Below are 19,338 nucleotides of genomic sequence, written 5' to 3'. Positions count from 1 at the left end.
TATAATACAAATCGGGGGCTGAGTGCCGTTGATGCCAAAGGTTTTGCAAACAGGAAATGAGGGGGACGTGATGGAGGATCCAAAAACAAAAGAGGGCGATGTTCCTCATGAGAGAGAGGATCCCGGGGATCCTGTCCCCACAGGGATGAGCCGGTCTGACTGGTTTCAGGTCATCCAATACTTCTTCGGAGTCCTTTTTTTTATCGGAGTTTTTATTTACATGATTGCATCTGGGCCCAAGGGAGCCTTGATCGGGGGTGTTTCCCTTCTCGCCGGTGTTCTTCTTTGGGTAATCTTCCGCTACGTTTTAAAAGAGATTGCATGAAAGCCTTTTTCGGGATTATCGGCCACCCTGTGGAGCATTCTCTCTCTCCCTGTTTCCAGCAGGCCGCGTTTGATGCCTGTGGGATAGATGCTGCCTATGTCCCCATGAACCTTGACCCACTTCGGGCGGAAGATACGATTTTTTGCCTGAAGGAGCTGGGGGTGTCCGGTTTTAATGTGACTCTTCCGTTTAAAGAACTGGCCTACAGGAAGGTCGATCAGGTGTTGGGGATTGCGTCCAAAATACGCTCGGTGAATACGGTCTTTTTAAAAGATGGAAAATGGGAAGGGTACAATACGGATGTTTCAGGATTCGTGAAGTCCTATTCCGTTTTTTTGGAGAAATCCTCTGAGCCGGCGGACCATTTCATTGTTTTGGGAGCAGGTGGGTCAGCTCGGGCGGTTCTTGAAGGCTTAGCATCGATGGGGGTGTCGAGTGTCAGTGTGTTCAACCGTTCGTTGGAAAGGGTCCAATCACTTTTGAAAGAATTTTCAAGTGAAAAATATATAACATTGAATGAGTTGTCCAAAATAAAGGCGTCTCTTGACGGAAAAAGATGGCATATTATCAACACACTTTCTCGAAACGCATTTCCTGTCCAGGGGGCCTTTCCTCCACTGGAGACGATAGAGAAGTCTTCTGTTGCGTCTGTTTTCGATCTTTCTTATGGGAGGGAAGGGGAGACTGAGTGTGTGGCTTGGGCAAAAAAACGTGGAGTTCCCTTTTCGGACGGTTTGCCCATGCTTTTGTTTCAGGGAGCATTGTCCTTTGAAATATGGACAGGAATCCCCGCTCCTGTAAAAGAAATGGCGAAAGCCATGGCGAAGGCTCTTCCCTATAGAAAAGATCTGATGGATCAGCTATCTGTTTGAAGGATGGACCGGGCAAAAAGGGACGGATCAAATGGCAAAAGATCGGAGCTTTGTTCGCCCACCCCAATAAATCGGACTGGAAGACTGAACTCCTTTGCTAGGCCCACCGCAATTCCTCCCTTTGAGGTTCCATCCATCTTTGAAAGAATCATACCTGTCAATGGAACGGATTCTCCAAAATGCTTGACCTGTGAAACGGCGTTCTGCCCAATGGTGGCGTCAAGAACAATGAGCGTTTCAATGGGGTTGTTCCCCACTTCCCTGATGACAAGGCGATGGATCTTTGAAAGTTCACTCATCAGGTTGTTTTTGGTTTGAAGTCTTCCTGCCGTATCAATGATGGCGACATCAATTTTTCTTGAAATGGCAGCTTTGACTGTGTCAAAGGCGACAGACGCCGGGTCTGCTCCTTCTTTTTGATGGACAACCGGAATGGAGAGCTTTTCTCCCCAAAGTTCAAGCTGTTTGATGGCGGCTGCCCTGAAAGTATCTCCCGCACCAAGAATCACGGATTTCCCCTCGCTTTTGAATAGGGCCGCAAGTTTTGCAACGGTTGTCGTTTTTCCGGCTCCATTGACCCCCACGACAAGAATGACCAATGGTGAGGATCGTTCGGGATTCTCCCAGATGGGAGTGGTGTCGGGAAAAAGTTTTTCGATACGATCGATCATAAAACTTCTGGCATCAGGGAACTGGTCCGTTCCGGGGGACTTCTCCCATTCTTTCAGGTCTGTAATAAGACTGGACACCACCTTTGGACCCATATCAGATGTGAGAAGGATTGTCTCAAGCTCCTGATGAAAGTTTGAAGAGCGATCTTTCTTGAAAAGAGAGTCAATCTTTTCTGTCAGGTTGGCTCTCGTTTTCTTGAGTCCGTCCGTAAATTTTTGAAAAAGGTTCATTTCAAAGCGCAAAAGATCCCGCTCACCTGTTCATCTTGTACAGTGGGGGAGATCAGCTGCTATGCTCCTTTCCTTTATTGGTTTTCAATGATTTCTTCGTGGGTTGAAGGAAGTCATCAGGGATTTTCCCTTGAAATGATGGAGACGATTCCTGAAGCATTGTATTGGAAAGATTTTTTGGTTGTGTGTTGAGCCACTGGTGATAGCCTTGATCGATGAATCTGGCGGTTTTCCTTTCCACTTTCTTCATAAGGGAAGCTTCCTGCTCGCCGATCTCGTGATCGTACCCTTTCAAGTGACAGAGTCCATGAATGATGAGGTTAACGATTTCATCAAAAAATGGAATCCCTGCGCGATCTGCCTGACGTTTTGCCTGTTGTAATGAAATCACAACTTCCCCATCAGGAGATCCCAGTCCTTTTAGGAATCGTTCCTTTTGATAGGAAAAAGAGAGAACATCGGTTGTTTTCCTTTTTCCCCTGAATGTTTTATTCAAGTGCCGCATCCGATGATCATTGACAAATATCAGGACAACTTGATTCTTCGATTGCTTCAGGGAGGACAGTCCGAGTTCAGCAATCTTTCCAAAACAGAAATGGTCTATTGGGAACTTTCTCTGGAGATTGATTATTTCAACTGGCATCTTTGGGTTTCCATGAGGGTGCGATGCCAGTTGTTTTTGCTCCGGGATAGGCTATTCGCTTGTGTTGTGTCTGCAACAGTGTCCGGACAAAGACCTCTTTCAGTGTGGCAATTTCGGAAATGGTCAAGGGGCATTCATCCAGCTGACCATCCTTTTGTATTTCCATAAGTGTTTCATCAATGACGGAAATGGCTCTCGCGGGGGAGGCATCCTGGATTTTGACTGCCCTGCCGGTCGCTTCAATGGCATCGGCCATCATGAGGATTGCTGTAATTTTGTTTTGTGGTTTTGGTCCCGGATAACGAAAATCTGATTCTGATGGAAAATCTGCCGGGCTATTGGCTCCGTCCCGGGATTTTCGAAGAAAATATTGCATGACTCTTGTTCCGTGATGTTCGGGAATGGCACTGATTATGATTTCCGGGAGATCATATTTTTTACCGATTTCAATGCCTTTTCTGACATGGTCTATGAGGATCAGGGAACTCATTCTTGGGGTCAGGAGCTCATGTCTATTGAATGTTGACTGATTTTCAATGAAGTACTGGGGTTTGTCCATTTTGCCTATATCATGGAAATAGGCTGAAACGCGTGCGAGCTTCGTGTTTTCCCCGATAGAAAGAGCTGCCGCTTCAGCAATTTGGGCGACCGCAAGGCTATGAAAAAAGGATCCTGGAGCTTTTTTTGAAAATTCACGCAGAAGAGGGTGATTCAGGTCCAGAAGTTCTGTGAGGGAAGCCTCTGATAAAAGTCCGAGGCTTTTTTCCAACAAAGGCATTGCAACGTTTTCGAGCATGGGAAATAAAAGCGTTGTTGCAATAACGGCGATGGCTTCTGTCTGTAAGGTAAAAACTGTTGGATCTTTGACCGAGAGTTCCATTCCCAAAAAGAGCAGTCCTGTGATTAAGCCCGAAAGGAGACCAGATTTCAGGGAGCCAATTCGACCCGGGAGGATGAGTGCCAAGCTGCTGGATATCGGCCCTGCAATAAGTGGCAGTACAATCATTTCATAGCGGGAAGTTGGCAAGAGGGCAATGATCATGCTGGAGATCAGGAAAAAAAGTGTAGCCGATTTTTTCCCAAGAAGGAGTGTGATGATATTTCCGATAAGGATAATTGCGATCAGTTCGATATTCTGTGTGATCAAAAAATGATGTTCGGACAAGATGCTTGCGGTACTTCCCTGTCCGATCAATATCGACAGAGTGCTGAGAATGATGAGAAAGAGAAGGATGCTTCCCAGAAGGATCTGCAGAAAATGCGTCTGATTGATTCGTTCAAACTCATTGGGAGGATCCATGAAGGTTCTATAGGTAACCATTATGGATACAATCGCCAGAAAGACCAGCAGGGATGTTCCCAAAAAGACATGGATGGAATCCATAGGAACTCCGGTCAGTGGCAAGGATTGGTTTTTCAGTGATTCAGGGGAGAGCGTTGGAGGAAAAAGTCCGAGATTGATTCTCACAAGTGCCAGAACAAGGCTAATCCCTGCCAAAAGCCATATATCCCAACGTCTTTTATTTTTAGGAATGGATATTTGTGGGGTTCTATTTATTGGAAGAAGGTCTGCCAGTACCTTCCTCCGGGGCATGTTTTTCATAGGCTTTGATGATTTCCTGTACGAGACGATGTCTGACGACATCCACCTCGCTAAAGTGAAGAAATTTGATCCCATCGATATTTTTTAATATCTTGGTCGCTTCCACCAATCCGCTGGATCGGTCACTTGGCAGATCAACCTGTGTCACATCTCCGGTGATGACGGCTTTGGAGTTGAACCCTATTCTGGTGAGAAACATTTTCATTTGTTCACGTGTTGCGTTTTGGGCTTCATCGAGAATAATAAAGGCATCGTTCAGGGTTCTGCCTCTCATGAAAGCCAGTGGTGCAATTTCTATCTCCTGTTTTTCCATCATTTTTTGAACTTTGTCTGCATCAATCATATCAAAAAGTGCATCATAAAGAGGGCGCAAGTAAGGGTTGATCTTTTCTGCAATATCACCAGGGAGAAATCCGAGCTTTTCTCCGGCTTCAACTGCAGGCCGGACAAGAATGATCTTTCTGCAGGAATGCTTCAGCAGATGGTAGGCTGCCATCGCCATGGCGAGATATGTTTTTCCTGTTCCAGCTGGCCCGATTCCAAAGACAATGTCATTTTTCTTGATGGCCTGTATGTACTCGAGCTGATGGGCGGATTTGGGAAATATAACGCGTTTTCTGCTATTGATGGGGATATATTCTGTGAGCAGATTCTTTAGCGTAATCCCCGGGTCGTTTCTGGTCAGGGCAATTGCCTGACGAATTTCATCTTCCCTGATTGCATACCCGCTTGCCATCAGGGCTGCCAGATCCAGAATGACCTTTTCCCCCTGCAGGATATTGTCTTTTTGACCTGTGGCGGTAATTCGGTGCCCGGATGTTGCGAGATGAATGGAAAAAGCCTCTTCGAATAAATGGAGATGGGAATCCATTTCCCCCAAAAAGACTTTGGGATCAAGATTTTCCGGGAGGTGGAAATCTTTCTGGATTCTATCCATCAATGGAGGGGTGTTGATGGCCCAGACGTCGGAGCGCTGGGTGAAAAAATATTTTGGGGCATTGGGATGTTTTGATAGGATTCTTTTGCCGAGAGAAGAATGTCTTTTGCTTTTAAGAGGAGGACCGGCAAAGGGCTGTGGTGAATGATTGATGTTGAGGTCGATCCTAGGAAAATGCGACCCAAAGCTCCTTTACCCCGGGATACAAGAATGATCAGATCCTTTTCTCCGGATGAAGCCAGAGAGAGAGTGATCGTATCTGCTTCACCGCGATAAAGAGCAATGCTGACAGGAACCCCCCGGTCAAGAAAACCCTGAGCAATTTTTTCGAGCTGCTGGGACGCGAGAAGCCCAATCTGCTCATAGATTTGAAGCGGAACCGGAAAGCCCATGGGAAGATCTGAAAAGGTTGAAAGAGCATGGTACAGATGAAGACCGGCACCATAATCCTTGCACGCTCTTACCACTTGATCCATGACAAGGTCATCAAGAGGAAGAAGATCAACTGGAAATAGGACTTTCTCTTCATTTTTTCCCATGGACAAATCCTAGCACAAGAAGGCTGGACAATCAAAATGGTCCGGTTGTTTCAATTGTTTTGCGGACCTGTCTTATGGGAATCGAGCCCGCAAGACATTCAGATCAGAAATTGAGGAAAGGGGAGTAAAATCGCGGTCAAACCACCGATGGATAGAAAAGGTCCAAAAGGGATCCGTAGAGTTTTGATAGATGCTTTCCTGCCGTTGGACACTTCCCATACACTCCATGCGAGGCTTGCAAGAATGGCTGTTCCGGAGGCAAAAATCAGCGCTACCAGAATTCCCTGAAAGCTGGTGAAGCTGCCAATGGCACCAAAGAAAATGGCGTCGCCCATTCCCAATGCGTTTGGCTTTAGATAAGCAATGGGAACAAGAAATGCCAGAGCTGAAAGTGATGCTTCAATGCTTGTTTTGAAAGAGCCACCTGGATCAAGAAAAGAGAGGAGAATGCCAGAAATCATGGCGGTTATGGTTAACTTATGGGGTAACCTGTAGTGGCGCAGATCGATAAGGGATAATGGGATCGCAAATGATCCGAAAACAAATGGCTTGAGGACGTTCCCACCATTGAGGTGAATGATCCCCAAAAGGATGAAGAAACCGGCAGTTAAAAGTTCCGAGTAAAGTGTTTGCTTGTCTATCGGGGATTGGCAGACGCGACATCGACCCTTCCCGATAATCCATGCATAAAGAGGTAACAGGTCAAGGAGAGTGAGCCTCCTGTTACAGTGATTACAGTGGGAAGGAGGGAAAAGGATGGATTCATTCCTGGGAATCCTGTCTGCAAGAACTCCCAGAAAGCTTCCCCAAACGGTCCCCAGGAAAAAAAGTGACGCCAGTAATCCGAAATCCGTCCAGATCAAGTTTGACTCAGTTCTTTTGTTTGGGAGATCTTCCAGTCAGACTGTTATGACGGATTGGGTGTCAGGGACTCTTTTGACTCTTGATCCGATGCCACTGGCTGCTTCTCGGGATCTTTGAACCGGATTTCAAACCCAAGTCTCAGAAGAATGTTAATGCGTTCCTTTGTCATCCGATCACGTTTTTCTTTTGTCGTTTTTTTCTTTTCAAGAAGGTTCAGGGAGTTTTTGATCGTACTGACGGCATCCTTGATTGCGGCCTTGGTTTCCTCGGTAGAGAGTGACTCAGCCTGTTTGGTCAATTCTTCCATATCAATTTCAGTCCATCTGTCAATATCCACCCACTTGATGAGTGCCATGCTTGCTTTCTCCTTAGTTTTCAAGACAAACGAATTTAGTGACGACTCCATAAGGCCGGTCAGTTTTTGGGTAGACACGTAGACAGGCAGATTTTAATCTGTCTTGAGTGGACCTTTCAAGTCAGCATGAATGTGTTTCCCCAGAAGGGATTCTCAAGGAGACTTCTTTGCGCTTCCCGCCGCGGGCAATGGCGCTTTGGGGGCAAACAGCTTCTTGATATTTTCCAGGGACTGATATCCTGTCACAACATGTCCATCTGCGACAAAAGTTGGTACGTTGGGTATTCCTGTATGGGAGAGTAGCGTGTCATCCGCTCCCTGAATTTCTGCCAGGGGACCTTGTGTTTTTGTACAGGCATTCATCTTGGCGGCCGGAAGATTTTTGGTTGCAATGATCCCTTTGAAAGCGGAATCCATTTGGTCTTTGGACAAGGTTCCCAGTTCAATCCGATTGTTCAGCAGATCGTGGACATCCCAAAAACTTCCTGGAAGGGTTTGCTCGGCGCACATTTCAAAAATGGCTGCATCAAGTGCATTTGGGTGAAGAACCACGATCGGATACGGGATATAGACAAAGTGAATATTTTTTTCATTGCGGATCAAAGGCAGCACTTCCCTGTTCCACTTTCGACAGGTGTGGCATTGGTCATCCGCAAACTCGATGAGGGTATTCTGTGCGTTAATGGAACCAATGGATGGGAAGTGAGTCAGAGGAAAGAGGCTTGGAGATAGGGATAAGTCTATAGGCATCGGTGGAGATATGTCTGGAACAGGTCGAAAGCTATCTTTTGTATCGAGAATCGGTGTCGTTACAAAATACTGGTTATCAATCAGATAGACAGTTGAGAAGATACGGTTGTTTCCTATATCGATCGAAAAAGGAAAAGCCTTGATACTTTTTGAGATTTGTTTGGGTGCCATCCATGTGAGGCTTTTGGCTGGTACTCTTTGCAAAGCCATGGATTGTTCGAGCACCTTTTGAAATTTTGCTTGCATTGCCCGATCGGCATCGGTCATCCCGACTTCTTTTGGTTCTTTTTTGGTGTCAGGCTGTTTGGTATTCGTATCTGCTTTTGCGGGAGTCAGAGAGAGAGTAGGGAACATGATTGAAACAGCAATCAAGCAAAAAAGAAGACAGGATAGTCTTTTCAAATTATTGACCTTCTCATTCTATGTCTGACCAAATTGGATCTTGACGTTACAATTTGAAGTGTGGAATCTGAATGGGTTGCTTCAGCCCTTTAACTTCAATCCTCCGGGAAAAGGATCCCTGATATTGTTTGCAGCGCATACTTATGGAGCGTAACCCAAAGAATGATAATGGGTCAAGGGAAATGGGCTTTAATTATCGAGCCTCCGCTTAAAAAATAACGTTTTTATATGGGTTTTCTGATTGGGGGGAATTGTGTTTGGATCCTGTCTCCAAATGAGTATTGCGTTTTTTTTCTTCTCCAAATAGAATACATTGGTTTTTGCCTCCCTGCCGCTCCTGTAGCTCAATTGGCAGAGCACCCGCCTTGTAAGCGGAAGGTTTCCAGTTCGATTCTGGACAGGAGCTCCAATATTGCCTGATGTTTATTGTTTGTGCCCCATTTATTTTATTAGTTGATTCCTATCGATAATCTTGGGGTAAGGTTTTCGAAAATCCTAGCGCCATTTCAATGCTTATCAATCGCTGAACGTTTCTGTAATATATTGAAATTTCGATAGAAGGGCTTTCCTTTTCTTTTTGGACCTACACCTCCAATTCCGAAGCCGAAACTTCGGTCCAGAATGCTTGAGTGAATGATGTATTCGGTGTTTTTTAACTTTTCTGAAGATGTGTCCTTGAATTTGTATGAGACGATATCTTTTCAATAACCCCAAGCATTGTCCGAGACACTCAAGAGAATGCCGCCATCCTGACCCCTTCAAGCTGAACCAAATTGTCACGGTGAGCGATACAATTGTCTTTTAGCGTATGGTGCAATGACATAGTTGGTGTGCCTTTGCATTCCATCATTTCAAATATCTTTAATCCAGTTCCGGCACGCGTTGAACTGCGGGTGAAGTACTACCAGTTGCAGCGAATTGAGGAATAACTTGACACGGCGTTTAGTTTCACGAGTTAAGGAGTCCTTCTTGGTGGTAAGATTTTAATACAGCCTTGAGGGAATTCCTATCACATAAATTATCCAGTTAAAGGGTTTTCATATCTGTCGCCTCCCCCTGCCGCTGCTGAATCTCCTGTTGGAAAACGGCGACAGATGCCCCCGCAAACAGGCTGATAAAAGAAAACATCAGGCCTGCGGAAAGTATTCCCTCCCGATCGGCGATCCACCCTCCAACAACTGGACCAATAATCTGACCCAGAGAGAAAATCAAGGTGAAAAATGCGATCGAGCTTCCCCAATGCGACTGAGGAAGGGATCTTTGCAGAAAGGTCGTCATCGTTGCCGGGACGTTGAGGAAGGCAAGACCGAAAAATATAGCCGAAACGATCATTGAAAAAAAGGAGGTCGAAAAAAGAGGAATCAGACTTCCCAATGCCGTTATGCCTATAGCTACTCCCATCGGCCTGCCCCCCCTCCAACCGCTCAGAACTCTTTTCCATATGGGCGGAGATACGATGACTGCCACACCCAGGAGTGCCCAGAAAAAGGAAACTTCTTCTACCGAACGTCCACTTTCCCGGACCCAGGCGATAATGTAGGTCATATAAATGATGTAACCGGCCCCAAATAGGAAATATCCGGTTAAAAGCGGAACAAAGGAGCCGATTTTCCAGGAGGACTTTCCTTGATGAACGGCTCCTTGCAGTTGTGATCTGTGGGCACTGGACCAAGAAAAAACGGTGAATAAAAAGCTCGCGACTCCTAACCCTATCCAAATCCACGGCCAGCAATTATCGTCGCAGCGGGATAGGGCCATTGGGATTGTCAGTCCGGACAGCAGGATCCCGAGACCTCCTCCCGCCATGTAAATTGAAATCGAGACGGCCGTCCGCCCTGCATTCCCCGGAAACAAGCCCGCGGCCAAAACGCCCCCGCAGATAAAGGAGAGCGCTCCGAAGACTCCGGCCAGAACCCGGAGAAGAAGAAGTGGGATGTAGGCATGGAAAAGCCCTGTTGTCAGAACAGCACTTGAAGTCAGGATCAATCCGAAACGGAAAATCATCCGAACTCCAAAGTGCCCGATCAGCGGTTTCGCTACGATAGATCCCAAGAGATACCCGATCGCATTGCTTGTATTCAACCATCCGGCTTCAGTGAAGTTTAGAGCAAGATCTCTTTTCATGGAAGGAAGAATGAGAGCGTAATCGAATCGGGAAAACCCGAGAGCGACGGCCGTTCCGAGCCCCAGAAGCCCGGACGGGAGAAAGTCTGTGAAGGAGGTAGGTTTCATGAATCTTCCTGTTTTTCCCGAAGGCTCGCTGCAATCAGTTTTCTGGCGGCATCCACTGCAAAAGAAACGATTTCCGGATCCTGATGAATGTAGGACTGTGTGATCGCACCGTCCCAAAGGATCATCAATTGCCGGGCTAGAAGGTCCGGATTGTCTGCTCCCGCTTCCTTTGCCAGTTTGAGAAAGATTTCCTGAATCATTCTCTTGTGTTTGGCAACCCTTGCGTGGATGGGATCTTCCTGTTTTGCCCTTTCTATTGCCGCGTTGATAAATGCGCATCCCCGGAAGGTCTCTTCATGGACGGTTTCCTTCAGGATCAGGAATATAGCCATAAGCCGGGTCTCCGGGGTGTGGTATCCGGAAAGGGCGTTCCCGATTATCTCGGCCCTTTGGGCAGAGATATGGTCGAGCACAGCCAGAATAAGATCGTCCTTGGAAGAATAGTGATGGTAGAGGGACATTCTGGCTACACCGGCTTTTCCGATGACCTCATTAATCCCGACATTGGAGATCCCATGAAGATAAAAAAGATTGGCGGCCGTTTCGAGAATACGGGTCCGGACAACATTTGAGGGAGTCTTTCCTGGATGAATGGGCTTTTTCATGAGTGCAATCATAATAGATAGACCGGTCTATATTCAATAGGTAAAAAAACGATTGTGACCAAGGGGGATTTGCTTCCAAGAAAGATTTTCTCCTGGCCCAATGATCTCCTGTTGAAACAAAGGTCCCACTGAGATATAGTAATCATATATATAATATATGTAATTACTACTGGAGGATCAGATGCTGACATGGAGGTATGAAGAAACGATTCCGACTACAGCTAATGCAGAACAGGTTTGGGCACTCTGGTCCCGACCCCACGAGTGGAATCATTGGGACGAAGGATTGGAATGGGTCACTCTGGATGGGCCGTTTGAGGCAGGAAGCAGGGGGCAATTGAAACCAGTTGGTGAGCCCATGGTGAATTTTGTCATGCTGGAGGTCCAAAAAAAACGGGGTTTCACGAACCGCTCCTTTCTGCCCCTGACCTGTATGGATTTTATACACACCTATTCGCCCGAAGACTCTCCGGGGAAGGGTGGGAAAATCAGCGTTCGTATCGAGATGCATGGGTGGTTAAGTCCTTTGTTTGCCCTACTGATTGGACGTGGTATCCAAAAAACATTGAAGGAGACCCTTGAGAAATGTTCAAGCCTTGCCGGGCAGCTTGAATGAGGGTGCGATACTGGATCGGGGTGGCATCTTGGTCTCACGTGAAATGGGGAAGGGCGGAGGGATTTGCTCAGTTGTGCCACGGCAAGGCCGCTCCGCTTCATCGGATGAGGGTGGGTGACTGGCTTGTCTATTATTCCCCGAAAACGGAGACCAATGAAAGGGAACCTCTGCAAATGTTCACCGCTATAGGCAGAATCATAGGGGAGAATATTTACCAATATCCCATGTCTCACGACTTTCTTCCCTTTCGGCGCGATGTCGAGTATTTAAAATGCAGGCCTGTCCATATTCATTCCCTGATAGCGAATCTGTCTTTTATCCGGGACACCGAGCATTGGGGGTATCCTTTCCGCACTGGGCACATCGAAATGACTGAAGAGGATTTTCTGCTGATTGCAAAAGCCATGGAGGTTAAACTGGATGGGTAGTACAAAAGCAGAGTGGCCGTTTTCTGAAAAAGAAGCCAATGACAGTACAGGTTTTCTGATCTGGCAGATTACGACGCTATGGCAACGAGCCATCGCTAGGCAATTGAAACCGTATGGGCTCACTCAGGTCCAGTTTGTCTTGCTGGCGGGCCTTCTATGGCTTTCTGCCAGAGAGAAGCATGTCACGCAGGTCATGCTTGCCCACCATTCGAAACTGGACGTCATGATGACCTCTCAGGTTTTGCGTGCACTGGAAGTGCGCGGGCTCCTCCTTCGCCGTTCTCATCCGACCGATACGCGTGCCAAAATATTGGAATTGACTCAAACCGGGCGGGATGTGACGGTAGCTGCCCTCCCGGTCGTTGAAGATGTTGATGACACATTTTTTGGTGAGAAAGGAGAGGGGCGCAAGGCTTTAAACAGGGAATTGCTCCGTTTGATTACAAAAGCCTGAGCCGTTCTTTCAATAATGAGCCGATGCGGTTGTGATTGTTAACCGCTCTCTTGTTCTTTGAGTTAGCATCTGATAACCTAACGACATGGTCACAGAATACTCCCTTATACCTCTCGCATCGCCCGATGATCCGCCTTCAAGACAGGCCATCTTGCTGGAGGCTTTGCGCCTGTTTGTCCGGGATGGTCTCTGCGAGACCAGTCTCAGGGATATTGCGGCAGCTACGGGTTATAGCAATACCGTGCTCTATAAGTTCTTCGAGAGCAAGAACACCCTGGCGATCCACCTTTTCGAACGCTGCTACGGAACGCTGGTCATGAGCGTACAGGAATCCATGGATCCTCAACAAACTTTCCATGAAGACCTTAACGCTCTGGTGGACCGCTACATTCGGTTTTTGGACCAGAACCTTGATGCCGTGATCTATGTTCATGAGAACCTGCGTCTTTTCTGGCCGCAGGCCAGCTCGAAAACGCGGCTCAATCCCCTTCTCGGATTGCTGAGACAATGGATCGAGAAGGGGAAGGCAGAAGGGACTGTCGATCCGGAGGAGAGTACCGATCTTCTGGCTTCTCTGACGATTGGTCTTCTGAGCCAGTTTGCCCGCATGCTGTATTTTCAGGAATGCGAACCCCCTGCGCTCAAATGGAGGGAATCTATAAAAGATCTTCTTGAACGGGCCCTCAGCCAAAAAGAAGGGAGATTCTAATGACTGGAGCCGAGCATTCTGTCCGTCTATTCGAGCGAGTGCGTTTGGGAGACGATGATCAGTGGATCCTTGTGCGGGGAAAGGAGCCGAGTCTCCCGGTTCTCCTGATCATTCAGGCCGGCCCGGGATTCCCTGTAATCCATGAAGCCGATGCTTTGGAAGAGCGGTTGAAATGGGAAGAGTCATTCCGGGTTGTCTACTGGGATCTGCGGGGGTGCGGGAAATCGTTCCACCGGGATGTCTCTTTCGGGTCTCAGCCCCTGGATCGTCTTGTCCTCGATGTAGAGGAGATGGTTGTTGTGCTTCGAAAGCGTCTGGAAGTCGAGTCTGTCTATCTGCTCGGATTTTCTCTGGGGGCAAGTCTTGCCGCCCTTGCAGCGTATCGGGCTCCGGAAGGGATCCGTGCCCTGATCGGGGTAGGTATGGATGTCCGGATCGAGGAAAGCGATGCGATGGCCCATGACTTTGTCTGGCAACAGGCGAGTGTGAGAAAGAACCGGAAAGCTTTGCAAGCGCTGGAACGTATTGGCCCCCCTCCTTACATGGAGAGCAAGGATTTCATGGAACGAGCGAAATGGATGACCGAGTTCGGGGGCATTCACCGTCGTGAACACTTTTCTTCGCTCCTCAGGAAAAATCTCTGGCGTCTTTTTTCTTCTCCGAACTATACATGGCGCGAGGCTTTGCAGGCACTCAGTGGGATCTCCCTTACCCAGGATTCTCTTCTTCCATCGATGAAAGACCTGGACCTTTTCCGTCAGGTTCCTTCTCTGGATGTTCCCGTATTTTTCTGTCAGGGACGACGTGATGCTGTTGCCCCTCCGGTTATTTTGCAGCGCTACCATGCTTTATTGAAAGCACCTCTCGGAAAGGAACTCTTCTGGTTCGAATCGTCCGCTCACCTGCCACATGATGAGGAGCCAGAGCGGTTTGCGGTTATTCTTAGGGAAATCAAGGCTCGCATGGAAAGGCCGAAAATTTTTTGACCTGAAAGTTATCAATTGCTTACCAATCAACTTTTAAAAGATGTAAGGAGATCCTGCATGGCACGAGACATTGAGACAATGATCGACATCCACGCTCCTGTCGCTGATATCTGGCGGATATTGATTGATCTTCCCCGGTACCCAGAGTGGAATCCCCTGGTAGTACGGGTATCTGGCTCTCTTACGGTCGGGAAACGATTGGACGTCGCTGTGCGTTTGCCTGGACGCCGGCCGATGTCTTTCTCTCCTATTCTCATCGCGATGACACCCGAACGGGAATTCCGGTGGGTTGGAACCTTTGGTATTTCTGCTCTCTTCGCTGGAGAGCACTCATTCCGGCTGATTCCAGAGAGCAATGGAGCGATCCGGTTCGAGCATTCCGAGCGCTTTACAGGTTTTTTGCCCCTATTCATGGGACTTCATTGGTACGAGCGTGTTCGTCAAGGCTTCGAATCCATGAACCATGCACTGAAAAAACGTGCAGAAACACTTGAAAAATAATGGATCCGGGAAAAGAGCGAAATTTTGGAAAAGCGAAGGCAAAGCCAATTTGTCTTTATCTTTTGAGCAATGGGTCTGTTTGTATCAACGGTAATCGACTCTCCAGAAATCCAGGAGATGGAATGGGCATATCTCCCGTTTGTGAAAGAAGTTCCGGACTTTTGGGGGGTGTGAAGGGGTGTAATCGGATGTCTTTACCCGAAAACTTCATCGTCTGATTTTATGCAACTGATTCTTTTTCTATCAAAAAAGCGGGACTTTGGAAGAGAACTGGATTCCCGAGTCGAAACTTTATTGAAATATTCTATAGTTTTATTTTTTAGGGAGGAAAAATGAATCTTTTAAAAAAAAATAAAGGGTTGAGTGATTGCCTGTCATCCCTGCATAAGAAGAGTGATGATGAAATCCATGGCAAGGCGCGTGCTCAGTTTAAGGGTTCGGACAAGGCATTTTCCGAACTTGTAAAACAATACGGGACTCTTGCGCCTTTTGAAAAAGGGTTGTTTCTCAAGACTCATGGCATCTTGGTTCAGGATTCTGCTCTGTCGCTTGCCATCTCTCCGGAGATGGGAGAGTTTCTGTTCAATCTGACTCTGGTAAAAAGACCGGAGGCCATTCTGGAACTTGGGAGTTCAAGAGGCGTTTCGACATTGTATTTCGCCGAGGCGCTCAGGGTACTGGGAAAAGGCAAAGTGGTCGCAACGGAAATGGACGATAGCAAGTGCGACACTCTTTGGGAGAACGTTCAATCCATGGGGCTAGCCTCTTATGTCGATTTGTTTCGGGGCGACGTGTTTTCAACGGTGGCTAGCATGAATGAATCATTCGATATGGTCTTCATCGATATCTGGGCAAGTGGATATCTCGATGTATTCCAGAAAGTTGAAAAACTGCTGAAGCCTGGAGCGATCATCCTGGCCGACAACATGTATACGTCATCCGATGAGGTTTTGCCATTTAAAAACCTTCTGGACAACCATCCTGGCATCAGCAACATGACTCTTGATTTTGAGTCTGGCGTCGAATTCGGGGTTATCCTGTAAATGAGTTTTCTTGCATCATAATAGTGACCCGAATCAGGATGACTGTTTTCCATCACTGGTTCGGGCCCATTTTCCGGTAAAGTTCTTTTTCTCATGCAGGGAGAATGCTGATCTCTCTTCAATCGCCCTGTTTGCAATCTTCCACACGAAATTCGGTCACCCGGTCTGCTTCTCCTGCATAGATGACCAGAGCGATTGTTTCCCGTGACAGGATGGCGCTATGGGGAAGACCCTTGGGGTGAAGAAGATAGTCTCCGGGGAAGCGGATTTGTTTGCCGATCCCATCATCGTGCCCCCCTTCCAGAACATAGACGTGTTCATCGGATTCGGCGATGGCTTTGATCCGGATCCGTTTCCCGGGCGGGGGGGCAAACCTTGTGATTTCGGCAACGCCTCCGCCTTGATCCCTTCGATCGCTCAGGATCTTGAGAAAAATAACATCCTGTCCTTCTACCAATAATTTTTCGCCAAAAAGAACGCTTCCCGGGATCCAGGGCATTTCATTTGTTTTTTGAAAAATGGCAGATAATGTCATAGTGTTCTCCTTTTTTGAAGGGTTGTGGTTGCCTTTGAGTGACAACCTGAAACTACCCTAACATCCTTTATGATGTGAATGATTCGGGAGTGGACGAAATATGGATGAAGTTCTGAAACTGTCACAGGTGGCCCAAATGATTTCCTCACCGGCACGTGCTGCGATGCTTCTGGCCCTTGCGGATGGCCGGGCACTTCCTGCAAGTGAGCTGGCTTGCCGGGCAGGGATATCGAATCAGACCGCCAGCGAACATCTGACATTGATGAAGAAGATGGGGGTTTTATGCGTCGAACAGTGTGGACGACACCGCTATTACAGGGTCATCAATGCACGGATGATGGAAGCACTCGAAGATTACCTTGCCGCTTCATCTGAAATCAGAGTTGGCGAAAGGTCGGATATTTCCCGCATTCTTCCACTTAGACAGGCCCGGATGTGTTACGACCATTTGGCAGGGAGACTTGGAGTCGTCTTGGCGGAGAAAATGCAGGAAAAAAAATGGGTTTTTCTGGAAGAAAGAGATTTTCAAATCACGGACAGTGGTCGTTATCATTTGGAAGTCTTAGGGATCGAATGGACAGCACTTGGACATTCCCGTCGACTTTTTGCCAGGCGCTGTATTGACTGGAGTGAGAGGAAACCTCACATAGGCGGGGCTTTTGGGGCAGCCATGGCGAACCGTTTTATGGAACTCAACTGGATTCGTCGTGGTCAGGAAATCCGGGCTGTTTATCTTACCAATGATGGTAGGCGAAATCTTACGGAAATATTTGAAGTTAACCTATGATGTAATGAAAATTTTGATTGTGAAAGGATACTGGAAAATTTGAATTGGTGTTTTTGAAATGAATCAGAATGATTCTGTTTTTAGGTCACACTTCTATCTTTTTTTATCAGCTTAAGATTTTTCCAAAGAATAATCTTTTAAGAATCACTTGCGCTCGAATGAGAAACTCTGGTGAGTCCTATTGCCTTTTCCCTGTGCGGTAAGCAACAGCTTGGTTTTAAGTCGGAGAGTTGATTTAATTGCGACTTTACATATCCGAATTGTTCGGTTTAGAATATCTCTTATGGCCTATCTCGGAAAAAGTATTGAATACGCATTGCATAGTCTTCTTTCTCTGATCAACACGCCAGAGGACTCCCCCTTGGGCGTTAGCGATATTGCGGAGTTTCAGGGGGTATCCCCAACTTATCTTGCAAAGATTTTTACCCGTTTGAAAAAGGCCGGGATTCTCCGGTCTTCCATTGGGGTTAATGGGGGATATGAACTTGCAAAACCACCCGATCAAATCACGTTCTGGGATGTCGTCGTTGCAGTGGAAGGAGAGTTCCGTCTTTTTGAATGCCGGAATATCCGTGAGAAAATCGCAATTTACAAAGAGAGCTGCCAAAATCCGGACTGGGAAAGCCGGGGTCCCTGCACGATTCACAAAGTCATGATGGATGTGGAAACTCAGATCGCAAATTCACTTAAAGAAAAAAACATCGCTTGGTTAAGTAAGGTTGTAGGCCAGAAACTCTCCCAGAAAGAAAAGAATGCGGCCATTCAATGGTTTATTCAATCTGTGGATGATCGGAAATGAGTCTTTTTTTATTTCTTAATTAAGACAAATAGTATCTAAATTATCTTTTTTTAAAACTCTAATTTAAGGGAGGAGTCATGAAAAATCTCGTGGTCATTGGAGGGGGTTTCGCTGGGTTCTGGAGCGCAATGAGTGCAGTCAGGCAAGCAAGGTTTTTACGTAAGGATAGCGCTCTTAAAATTATGATGATCTCTTTGGACGAATATCTTTCAATTCGTCCAAGATTTTATGAAAACAAATTCAAAGACATGAGGGTTCCCCTGAAAAAATATCTTGATCCTCTGGGTATTGTTCTTCATGTTGCTAAAGTAGAAAGGATTGATCACAAAAAGAGAAATATTTTTATGGTAAGGTCGAATGGTCAGGAAGAAGTCCTTTCTTTTGATGGGTTAATTCTTGCGGCTGGAAGTCAGCTCAATCGCCCTCCTCTTCCCGGATTCGAACATGCGTTTAACGTAGATACATTTAGAGAATCGGTCCAGCTGGAGGATCACCTTAAAGAATTATCGGCTTCCCGTTTTCTTTCAGCATCTTCACGGACATTCGTTGTCGTGGGGGCGAGCTTTACCGGTCTTGAAGTCATTACAGGACTTCCGGAGCGTTTACGATCGTTTGATCTACCAGATATCCATTACGATTTCATTTTGACCGACCGGAGCTTCTCAATCGCCCCAGAGTATTCTTCTGAAGGGCGGGGGATTATTTCCCGGCAAATTGGGAAAGAGGGCATCCAGTTTTTTGCAGGGGAAGAAGTGGATTCCATAAGTCCTGAGCATATCCGCTTCAAATCAGGAAAGTGCATTGAAACTAGAACCATTATCTGGTGTGGAGGATTGAAGGCGAACCCGCTAACCTCTATGTTTCCAATCGATCGGGATTGTCAGGGACGACTTAAGGTCGATCAATTTTTGAGAATAGATGGCCAAAAGACCATTTTTGCTGCGGGTGACGTGGCTCAGGCGTGTGTTGATGATGAAGGTCATACTTCTGTCATGTCATGTCAGCATGCGATACCACAGGGCAAGTTTGCGGGGAACAATGCCGTTAATGCTCTTTTTGATTGTGATTTGATTCCCTATTCCCAACCGAGATATGTCACATGCCTTGACTTGGGGTCCGAACAAGCCCTCTTGACATCCGGGTGGGGGCGATTTCCGAAAATGACAGGAATTTCTGCAAAAGAATTGAAAATAGAAATTATGTCAAAATGGATCATTCCTGAGAAAGACGTGGAAGAGACAGTAAAAATGTCTGTTCCCGTTATCCTTCATAACGAGGGGTGACCGAATGCATCATGCCTCAGGTGGCTAATGAGAGGTTGATGAACCGGAGGGAGCGGACTCCGCGGAGTGAAGCCATTTTCTTCGGAGTCTTTTTGATGGATGATTTAATGTACGGGAATCTTTGTGTATGGTAAAGATAGTGGACGGAATGGTGAGGCAGCTCTTCAG

23 protein-coding genes and 1 tRNA gene are annotated in these 19,338 nt (G+C 46.9%); 13 read left to right on the top strand and 11 right to left on the bottom strand.

Features of this window, described 5'->3' with window-relative positions:
* The first annotated feature begins 70 nt into the window (after positions 1 to 70).
* Both LFE_RS08430 and aroE read left to right on the top strand, forming a co-directional pair.
* On the top strand, positions 71 to 325 hold the full coding sequence (locus LFE_RS08430) for a hypothetical protein (RefSeq protein ID WP_014449800.1): 255 nt from the start codon (positions 71 to 73) through the stop codon (positions 323 to 325).
* Entirely contained in the window at positions 322 to 1,197 is an 876-nt protein-coding gene (gene aroE / locus LFE_RS08425; RefSeq protein WP_014449799.1) for a shikimate dehydrogenase, read from the top strand. Before LFE_RS08430 ends, aroE begins: the two co-directional genes overlap by 4 nt.
* On the opposite strand, the gene ftsY is transcribed toward aroE, so the two are convergent.
* From ftsY to LFE_RS08385, 8 genes are all read right to left on the bottom strand, one after another.
* A complete protein-coding gene (gene ftsY / locus LFE_RS08420) occupies positions 1,182 to 2,099 on the bottom strand; it encodes a signal recognition particle-docking protein FtsY (protein ID WP_041774944.1) in 918 nt (305 codons plus the stop codon). The genes aroE and ftsY overlap by 16 nt on opposite strands.
* Positions 2,100 to 2,151: 52 nt before the next feature.
* Complete coding sequence (ybeY, locus tag LFE_RS08415) at positions 2,152 to 2,742, bottom strand: rRNA maturation RNase YbeY (RefSeq protein WP_050989512.1); 591 nt, start codon at positions 2,740 to 2,742, stop codon at positions 2,152 to 2,154.
* Complete coding sequence (locus LFE_RS13175) at positions 2,732 to 4,240, bottom strand: HDIG domain-containing metalloprotein (RefSeq protein ID WP_158310260.1); 1,509 nt, start codon at positions 4,238 to 4,240, stop codon at positions 2,732 to 2,734. Before LFE_RS13175 ends, ybeY begins: the two co-directional genes overlap by 11 nt.
* Positions 4,241 to 4,292: 52 nt before the next feature.
* Positions 4,293 to 5,282: a PhoH family protein gene (locus LFE_RS08405; protein ID WP_014449795.1), complete on the bottom strand. Its 990-nt coding sequence runs from the start codon at positions 5,280 to 5,282 to the stop codon at positions 4,293 to 4,295.
* Positions 5,282 to 5,821: a universal stress protein gene (locus tag LFE_RS08400; RefSeq protein ID WP_014449794.1), complete on the bottom strand. Its 540-nt coding sequence runs from the start codon at positions 5,819 to 5,821 to the stop codon at positions 5,282 to 5,284. The genes LFE_RS08405 and LFE_RS08400 overlap by 1 nt, the downstream gene beginning before the upstream one ends.
* A gap of 98 nt (positions 5,822 to 5,919) precedes the next feature.
* Positions 5,920 to 6,684, bottom strand: a complete 765-nt coding sequence (locus LFE_RS08395; RefSeq protein WP_014449793.1) for a prepilin peptidase — start codon at positions 6,682 to 6,684, stop codon at positions 5,920 to 5,922.
* 44 nt (positions 6,685 to 6,728) lie between these two features.
* Positions 6,729 to 7,040 carry a hypothetical protein gene (locus tag LFE_RS08390; RefSeq protein WP_014449792.1) on the bottom strand — a complete coding sequence of 104 codons (312 nt, stop codon included), beginning with the start codon at positions 7,038 to 7,040 and terminating at the stop codon, positions 6,729 to 6,731.
* A 153-nt stretch (positions 7,041 to 7,193) separates the two neighbouring features.
* Positions 7,194 to 8,057, bottom strand: a complete 864-nt coding sequence (locus tag LFE_RS08385; protein ID WP_158310259.1) for a thioredoxin domain-containing protein — start codon at positions 8,055 to 8,057, stop codon at positions 7,194 to 7,196.
* Positions 8,058 to 8,525: 468 nt separating this feature from the next.
* Here LFE_RS08385 and LFE_RS08380 point away from each other — a divergent pair.
* Positions 8,526 to 8,601: transfer RNA gene (locus LFE_RS08380), tRNA-Thr, on the top strand.
* A 617-nt stretch (positions 8,602 to 9,218) separates the two neighbouring features.
* On the opposite strand, the gene LFE_RS08375 is transcribed toward LFE_RS08380, so the two are convergent.
* Both LFE_RS08375 and LFE_RS08370 read right to left on the bottom strand, forming a co-directional pair.
* Positions 9,219 to 10,424 (bottom strand): YbfB/YjiJ family MFS transporter, encoded by a 1,206-nt coding sequence (locus LFE_RS08375; RefSeq protein ID WP_014449790.1) that lies wholly within the window; start codon positions 10,422 to 10,424, stop codon positions 9,219 to 9,221.
* Positions 10,421 to 11,029: a TetR/AcrR family transcriptional regulator gene (locus LFE_RS08370; RefSeq protein WP_041774941.1), complete on the bottom strand. Its 609-nt coding sequence runs from the start codon at positions 11,027 to 11,029 to the stop codon at positions 10,421 to 10,423. The genes LFE_RS08375 and LFE_RS08370 overlap by 4 nt, the downstream gene beginning before the upstream one ends.
* Before the next feature lie 181 nt (positions 11,030 to 11,210).
* Here LFE_RS08370 and LFE_RS08365 point away from each other — a divergent pair, with 181 nt between their 5' ends.
* The 7 genes from LFE_RS08365 (at position 11,211) to LFE_RS08325 (ending at position 15,766) form a co-directional block, all read left to right on the top strand.
* Positions 11,211 to 11,645 carry an SRPBCC family protein gene (locus tag LFE_RS08365; RefSeq protein WP_014449788.1) on the top strand — a complete coding sequence of 145 codons (435 nt, stop codon included), beginning with the start codon at positions 11,211 to 11,213 and terminating at the stop codon, positions 11,643 to 11,645.
* On the top strand, positions 11,642 to 12,073 hold the full coding sequence (locus tag LFE_RS08360) for an EVE domain-containing protein (RefSeq protein WP_041774264.1): 432 nt from the start codon (positions 11,642 to 11,644) through the stop codon (positions 12,071 to 12,073). The genes LFE_RS08365 and LFE_RS08360 overlap by 4 nt, the downstream gene beginning before the upstream one ends.
* A complete protein-coding gene (locus LFE_RS08355) occupies positions 12,066 to 12,527 on the top strand; it encodes a MarR family winged helix-turn-helix transcriptional regulator (protein WP_014449786.1) in 462 nt (153 codons plus the stop codon). Before LFE_RS08360 ends, LFE_RS08355 begins: the two co-directional genes overlap by 8 nt.
* An 85-nt stretch (positions 12,528 to 12,612) precedes the next feature.
* A complete protein-coding gene (locus LFE_RS13735) occupies positions 12,613 to 13,236 on the top strand; it encodes a TetR/AcrR family transcriptional regulator (protein ID WP_081495394.1) in 624 nt (207 codons plus the stop codon).
* The gene (locus tag LFE_RS13170; RefSeq protein ID WP_014449784.1) at positions 13,236 to 14,222 is read left to right on the top strand and encodes an alpha/beta fold hydrolase; all 987 of its coding nucleotides are present in this window, start codon (positions 13,236 to 13,238) and stop codon (positions 14,220 to 14,222) included. The genes LFE_RS13735 and LFE_RS13170 overlap by 1 nt, the downstream gene beginning before the upstream one ends.
* Positions 14,223 to 14,279: 57 nt before the next feature.
* Entirely contained in the window at positions 14,280 to 14,723 is a 444-nt protein-coding gene (locus tag LFE_RS08335) for an SRPBCC domain-containing protein (RefSeq protein ID WP_014449783.1), read from the top strand.
* A 332-nt stretch (positions 14,724 to 15,055) separates the two neighbouring features.
* On the top strand, positions 15,056 to 15,766 hold the full coding sequence (locus tag LFE_RS08325; protein WP_014449782.1) for an O-methyltransferase: 711 nt from the start codon (positions 15,056 to 15,058) through the stop codon (positions 15,764 to 15,766).
* Between the two features lie 118 nt (positions 15,767 to 15,884).
* Here LFE_RS08325 and LFE_RS08320 read toward each other — a convergent pair whose 3' ends face one another.
* Positions 15,885 to 16,301 (bottom strand): cupin domain-containing protein, encoded by a 417-nt coding sequence (locus LFE_RS08320; RefSeq protein WP_014449781.1) that lies wholly within the window; start codon positions 16,299 to 16,301, stop codon positions 15,885 to 15,887.
* Positions 16,302 to 16,401: 100 nt separating this feature from the next.
* On the opposite strand from LFE_RS08320, the gene LFE_RS08315 reads away from it, so the two are divergent.
* The 3 genes from LFE_RS08315 to LFE_RS08305 all read left to right on the top strand — a co-directional run bounded on the left by LFE_RS08315 (position 16,402) and on the right by LFE_RS08305 (position 19,170).
* Entirely contained in the window at positions 16,402 to 17,088 is a 687-nt protein-coding gene (locus tag LFE_RS08315) for a helix-turn-helix domain-containing protein (RefSeq protein WP_014449780.1), read from the top strand.
* 181 nt (positions 17,089 to 17,269) lie between these two features.
* Positions 17,270 to 17,887 (top strand): Rrf2 family transcriptional regulator, encoded by a 618-nt coding sequence (locus LFE_RS08310; RefSeq protein ID WP_148272599.1) that lies wholly within the window; start codon positions 17,270 to 17,272, stop codon positions 17,885 to 17,887.
* Positions 17,888 to 17,964: 77 nt separating this feature from the next.
* On the top strand, positions 17,965 to 19,170 hold the full coding sequence (locus LFE_RS08305; RefSeq protein WP_014449778.1) for an NAD(P)/FAD-dependent oxidoreductase: 1,206 nt from the start codon (positions 17,965 to 17,967) through the stop codon (positions 19,168 to 19,170).
* The last annotated feature ends 168 nt before the right edge of the window (positions 19,171 to 19,338 follow it).

The organism is Leptospirillum ferrooxidans C2-3, from assembly GCF_000284315.1.
Lineage (GTDB): Bacteria > Nitrospirota > Leptospirillia > Leptospirillales > Leptospirillaceae > Leptospirillum > Leptospirillum ferrooxidans.
Note: the sequence above shows the minus strand (reverse complement) of the source record. Positions and strands in the feature narration are given on the sequence as shown.

What these genes read in the sequence shown, in the direction of transcription:
- LFE_RS08430 (WP_014449800.1), top strand. Translation starts at nt 71, where the DNA reads ATGGAGGATCCAAAAACAAAAGAGGGCGATGTTCCTCATGAGAGAGAG.
- aroE (WP_014449799.1), top strand. Translation starts at nt 322, where the DNA reads ATGAAAGCCTTTTTCGGGATTATCGGCCACCCTGTGGAGCATTCTCTC.
- ftsY (WP_041774944.1), bottom strand. Translation starts at nt 2,099, where the DNA reads ATGAACCTTTTTCAAAAATTTACGGACGGACTCAAGAAAACGAGAGCC.
- ybeY (WP_050989512.1), bottom strand. Translation starts at nt 2,742, where the DNA reads ATGCCAGTTGAAATAATCAATCTCCAGAGAAAGTTCCCAATAGACCAT.
- LFE_RS08405 (WP_014449795.1), bottom strand. Translation starts at nt 5,282, where the DNA reads ATGGATAGAATCCAGAAAGATTTCCACCTCCCGGAAAATCTTGATCCC.
- LFE_RS08400 (WP_014449794.1), bottom strand. Translation starts at nt 5,821, where the DNA reads ATGGGAAAAAATGAAGAGAAAGTCCTATTTCCAGTTGATCTTCTTCCT.
- LFE_RS08390 (WP_014449792.1), bottom strand. Translation starts at nt 7,040, where the DNA reads ATGGCACTCATCAAGTGGGTGGATATTGACAGATGGACTGAAATTGAT.
- LFE_RS08385 (WP_158310259.1), bottom strand. Translation starts at nt 8,057, where the DNA reads ATGACCGATGCCGATCGGGCAATGCAAGCAAAATTTCAAAAGGTGCTC.
- LFE_RS08375 (WP_014449790.1), bottom strand. Translation starts at nt 10,424, where the DNA reads ATGAAACCTACCTCCTTCACAGACTTTCTCCCGTCCGGGCTTCTGGGG.
- LFE_RS08370 (WP_041774941.1), bottom strand. Translation starts at nt 11,029, where the DNA reads ATGAAAAAGCCCATTCATCCAGGAAAGACTCCCTCAAATGTTGTCCGG.
- LFE_RS08365 (WP_014449788.1), top strand. Translation starts at nt 11,211, where the DNA reads ATGCTGACATGGAGGTATGAAGAAACGATTCCGACTACAGCTAATGCA.
- LFE_RS08360 (WP_041774264.1), top strand. Translation starts at nt 11,642, where the DNA reads ATGAGGGTGCGATACTGGATCGGGGTGGCATCTTGGTCTCACGTGAAA.
- LFE_RS08355 (WP_014449786.1), top strand. Translation starts at nt 12,066, where the DNA reads ATGGGTAGTACAAAAGCAGAGTGGCCGTTTTCTGAAAAAGAAGCCAAT.
- LFE_RS13735 (WP_081495394.1), top strand. Translation starts at nt 12,613, where the DNA reads ATGGTCACAGAATACTCCCTTATACCTCTCGCATCGCCCGATGATCCG.
- LFE_RS13170 (WP_014449784.1), top strand. Translation starts at nt 13,236, where the DNA reads ATGACTGGAGCCGAGCATTCTGTCCGTCTATTCGAGCGAGTGCGTTTG.
- LFE_RS08335 (WP_014449783.1), top strand. Translation starts at nt 14,280, where the DNA reads ATGGCACGAGACATTGAGACAATGATCGACATCCACGCTCCTGTCGCT.
- LFE_RS08325 (WP_014449782.1), top strand. Translation starts at nt 15,056, where the DNA reads ATGAATCTTTTAAAAAAAAATAAAGGGTTGAGTGATTGCCTGTCATCC.
- LFE_RS08320 (WP_014449781.1), bottom strand. Translation starts at nt 16,301, where the DNA reads ATGACATTATCTGCCATTTTTCAAAAAACAAATGAAATGCCCTGGATC.
- LFE_RS08315 (WP_014449780.1), top strand. Translation starts at nt 16,402, where the DNA reads ATGGATGAAGTTCTGAAACTGTCACAGGTGGCCCAAATGATTTCCTCA.
- LFE_RS08305 (WP_014449778.1), top strand. Translation starts at nt 17,965, where the DNA reads ATGAAAAATCTCGTGGTCATTGGAGGGGGTTTCGCTGGGTTCTGGAGC.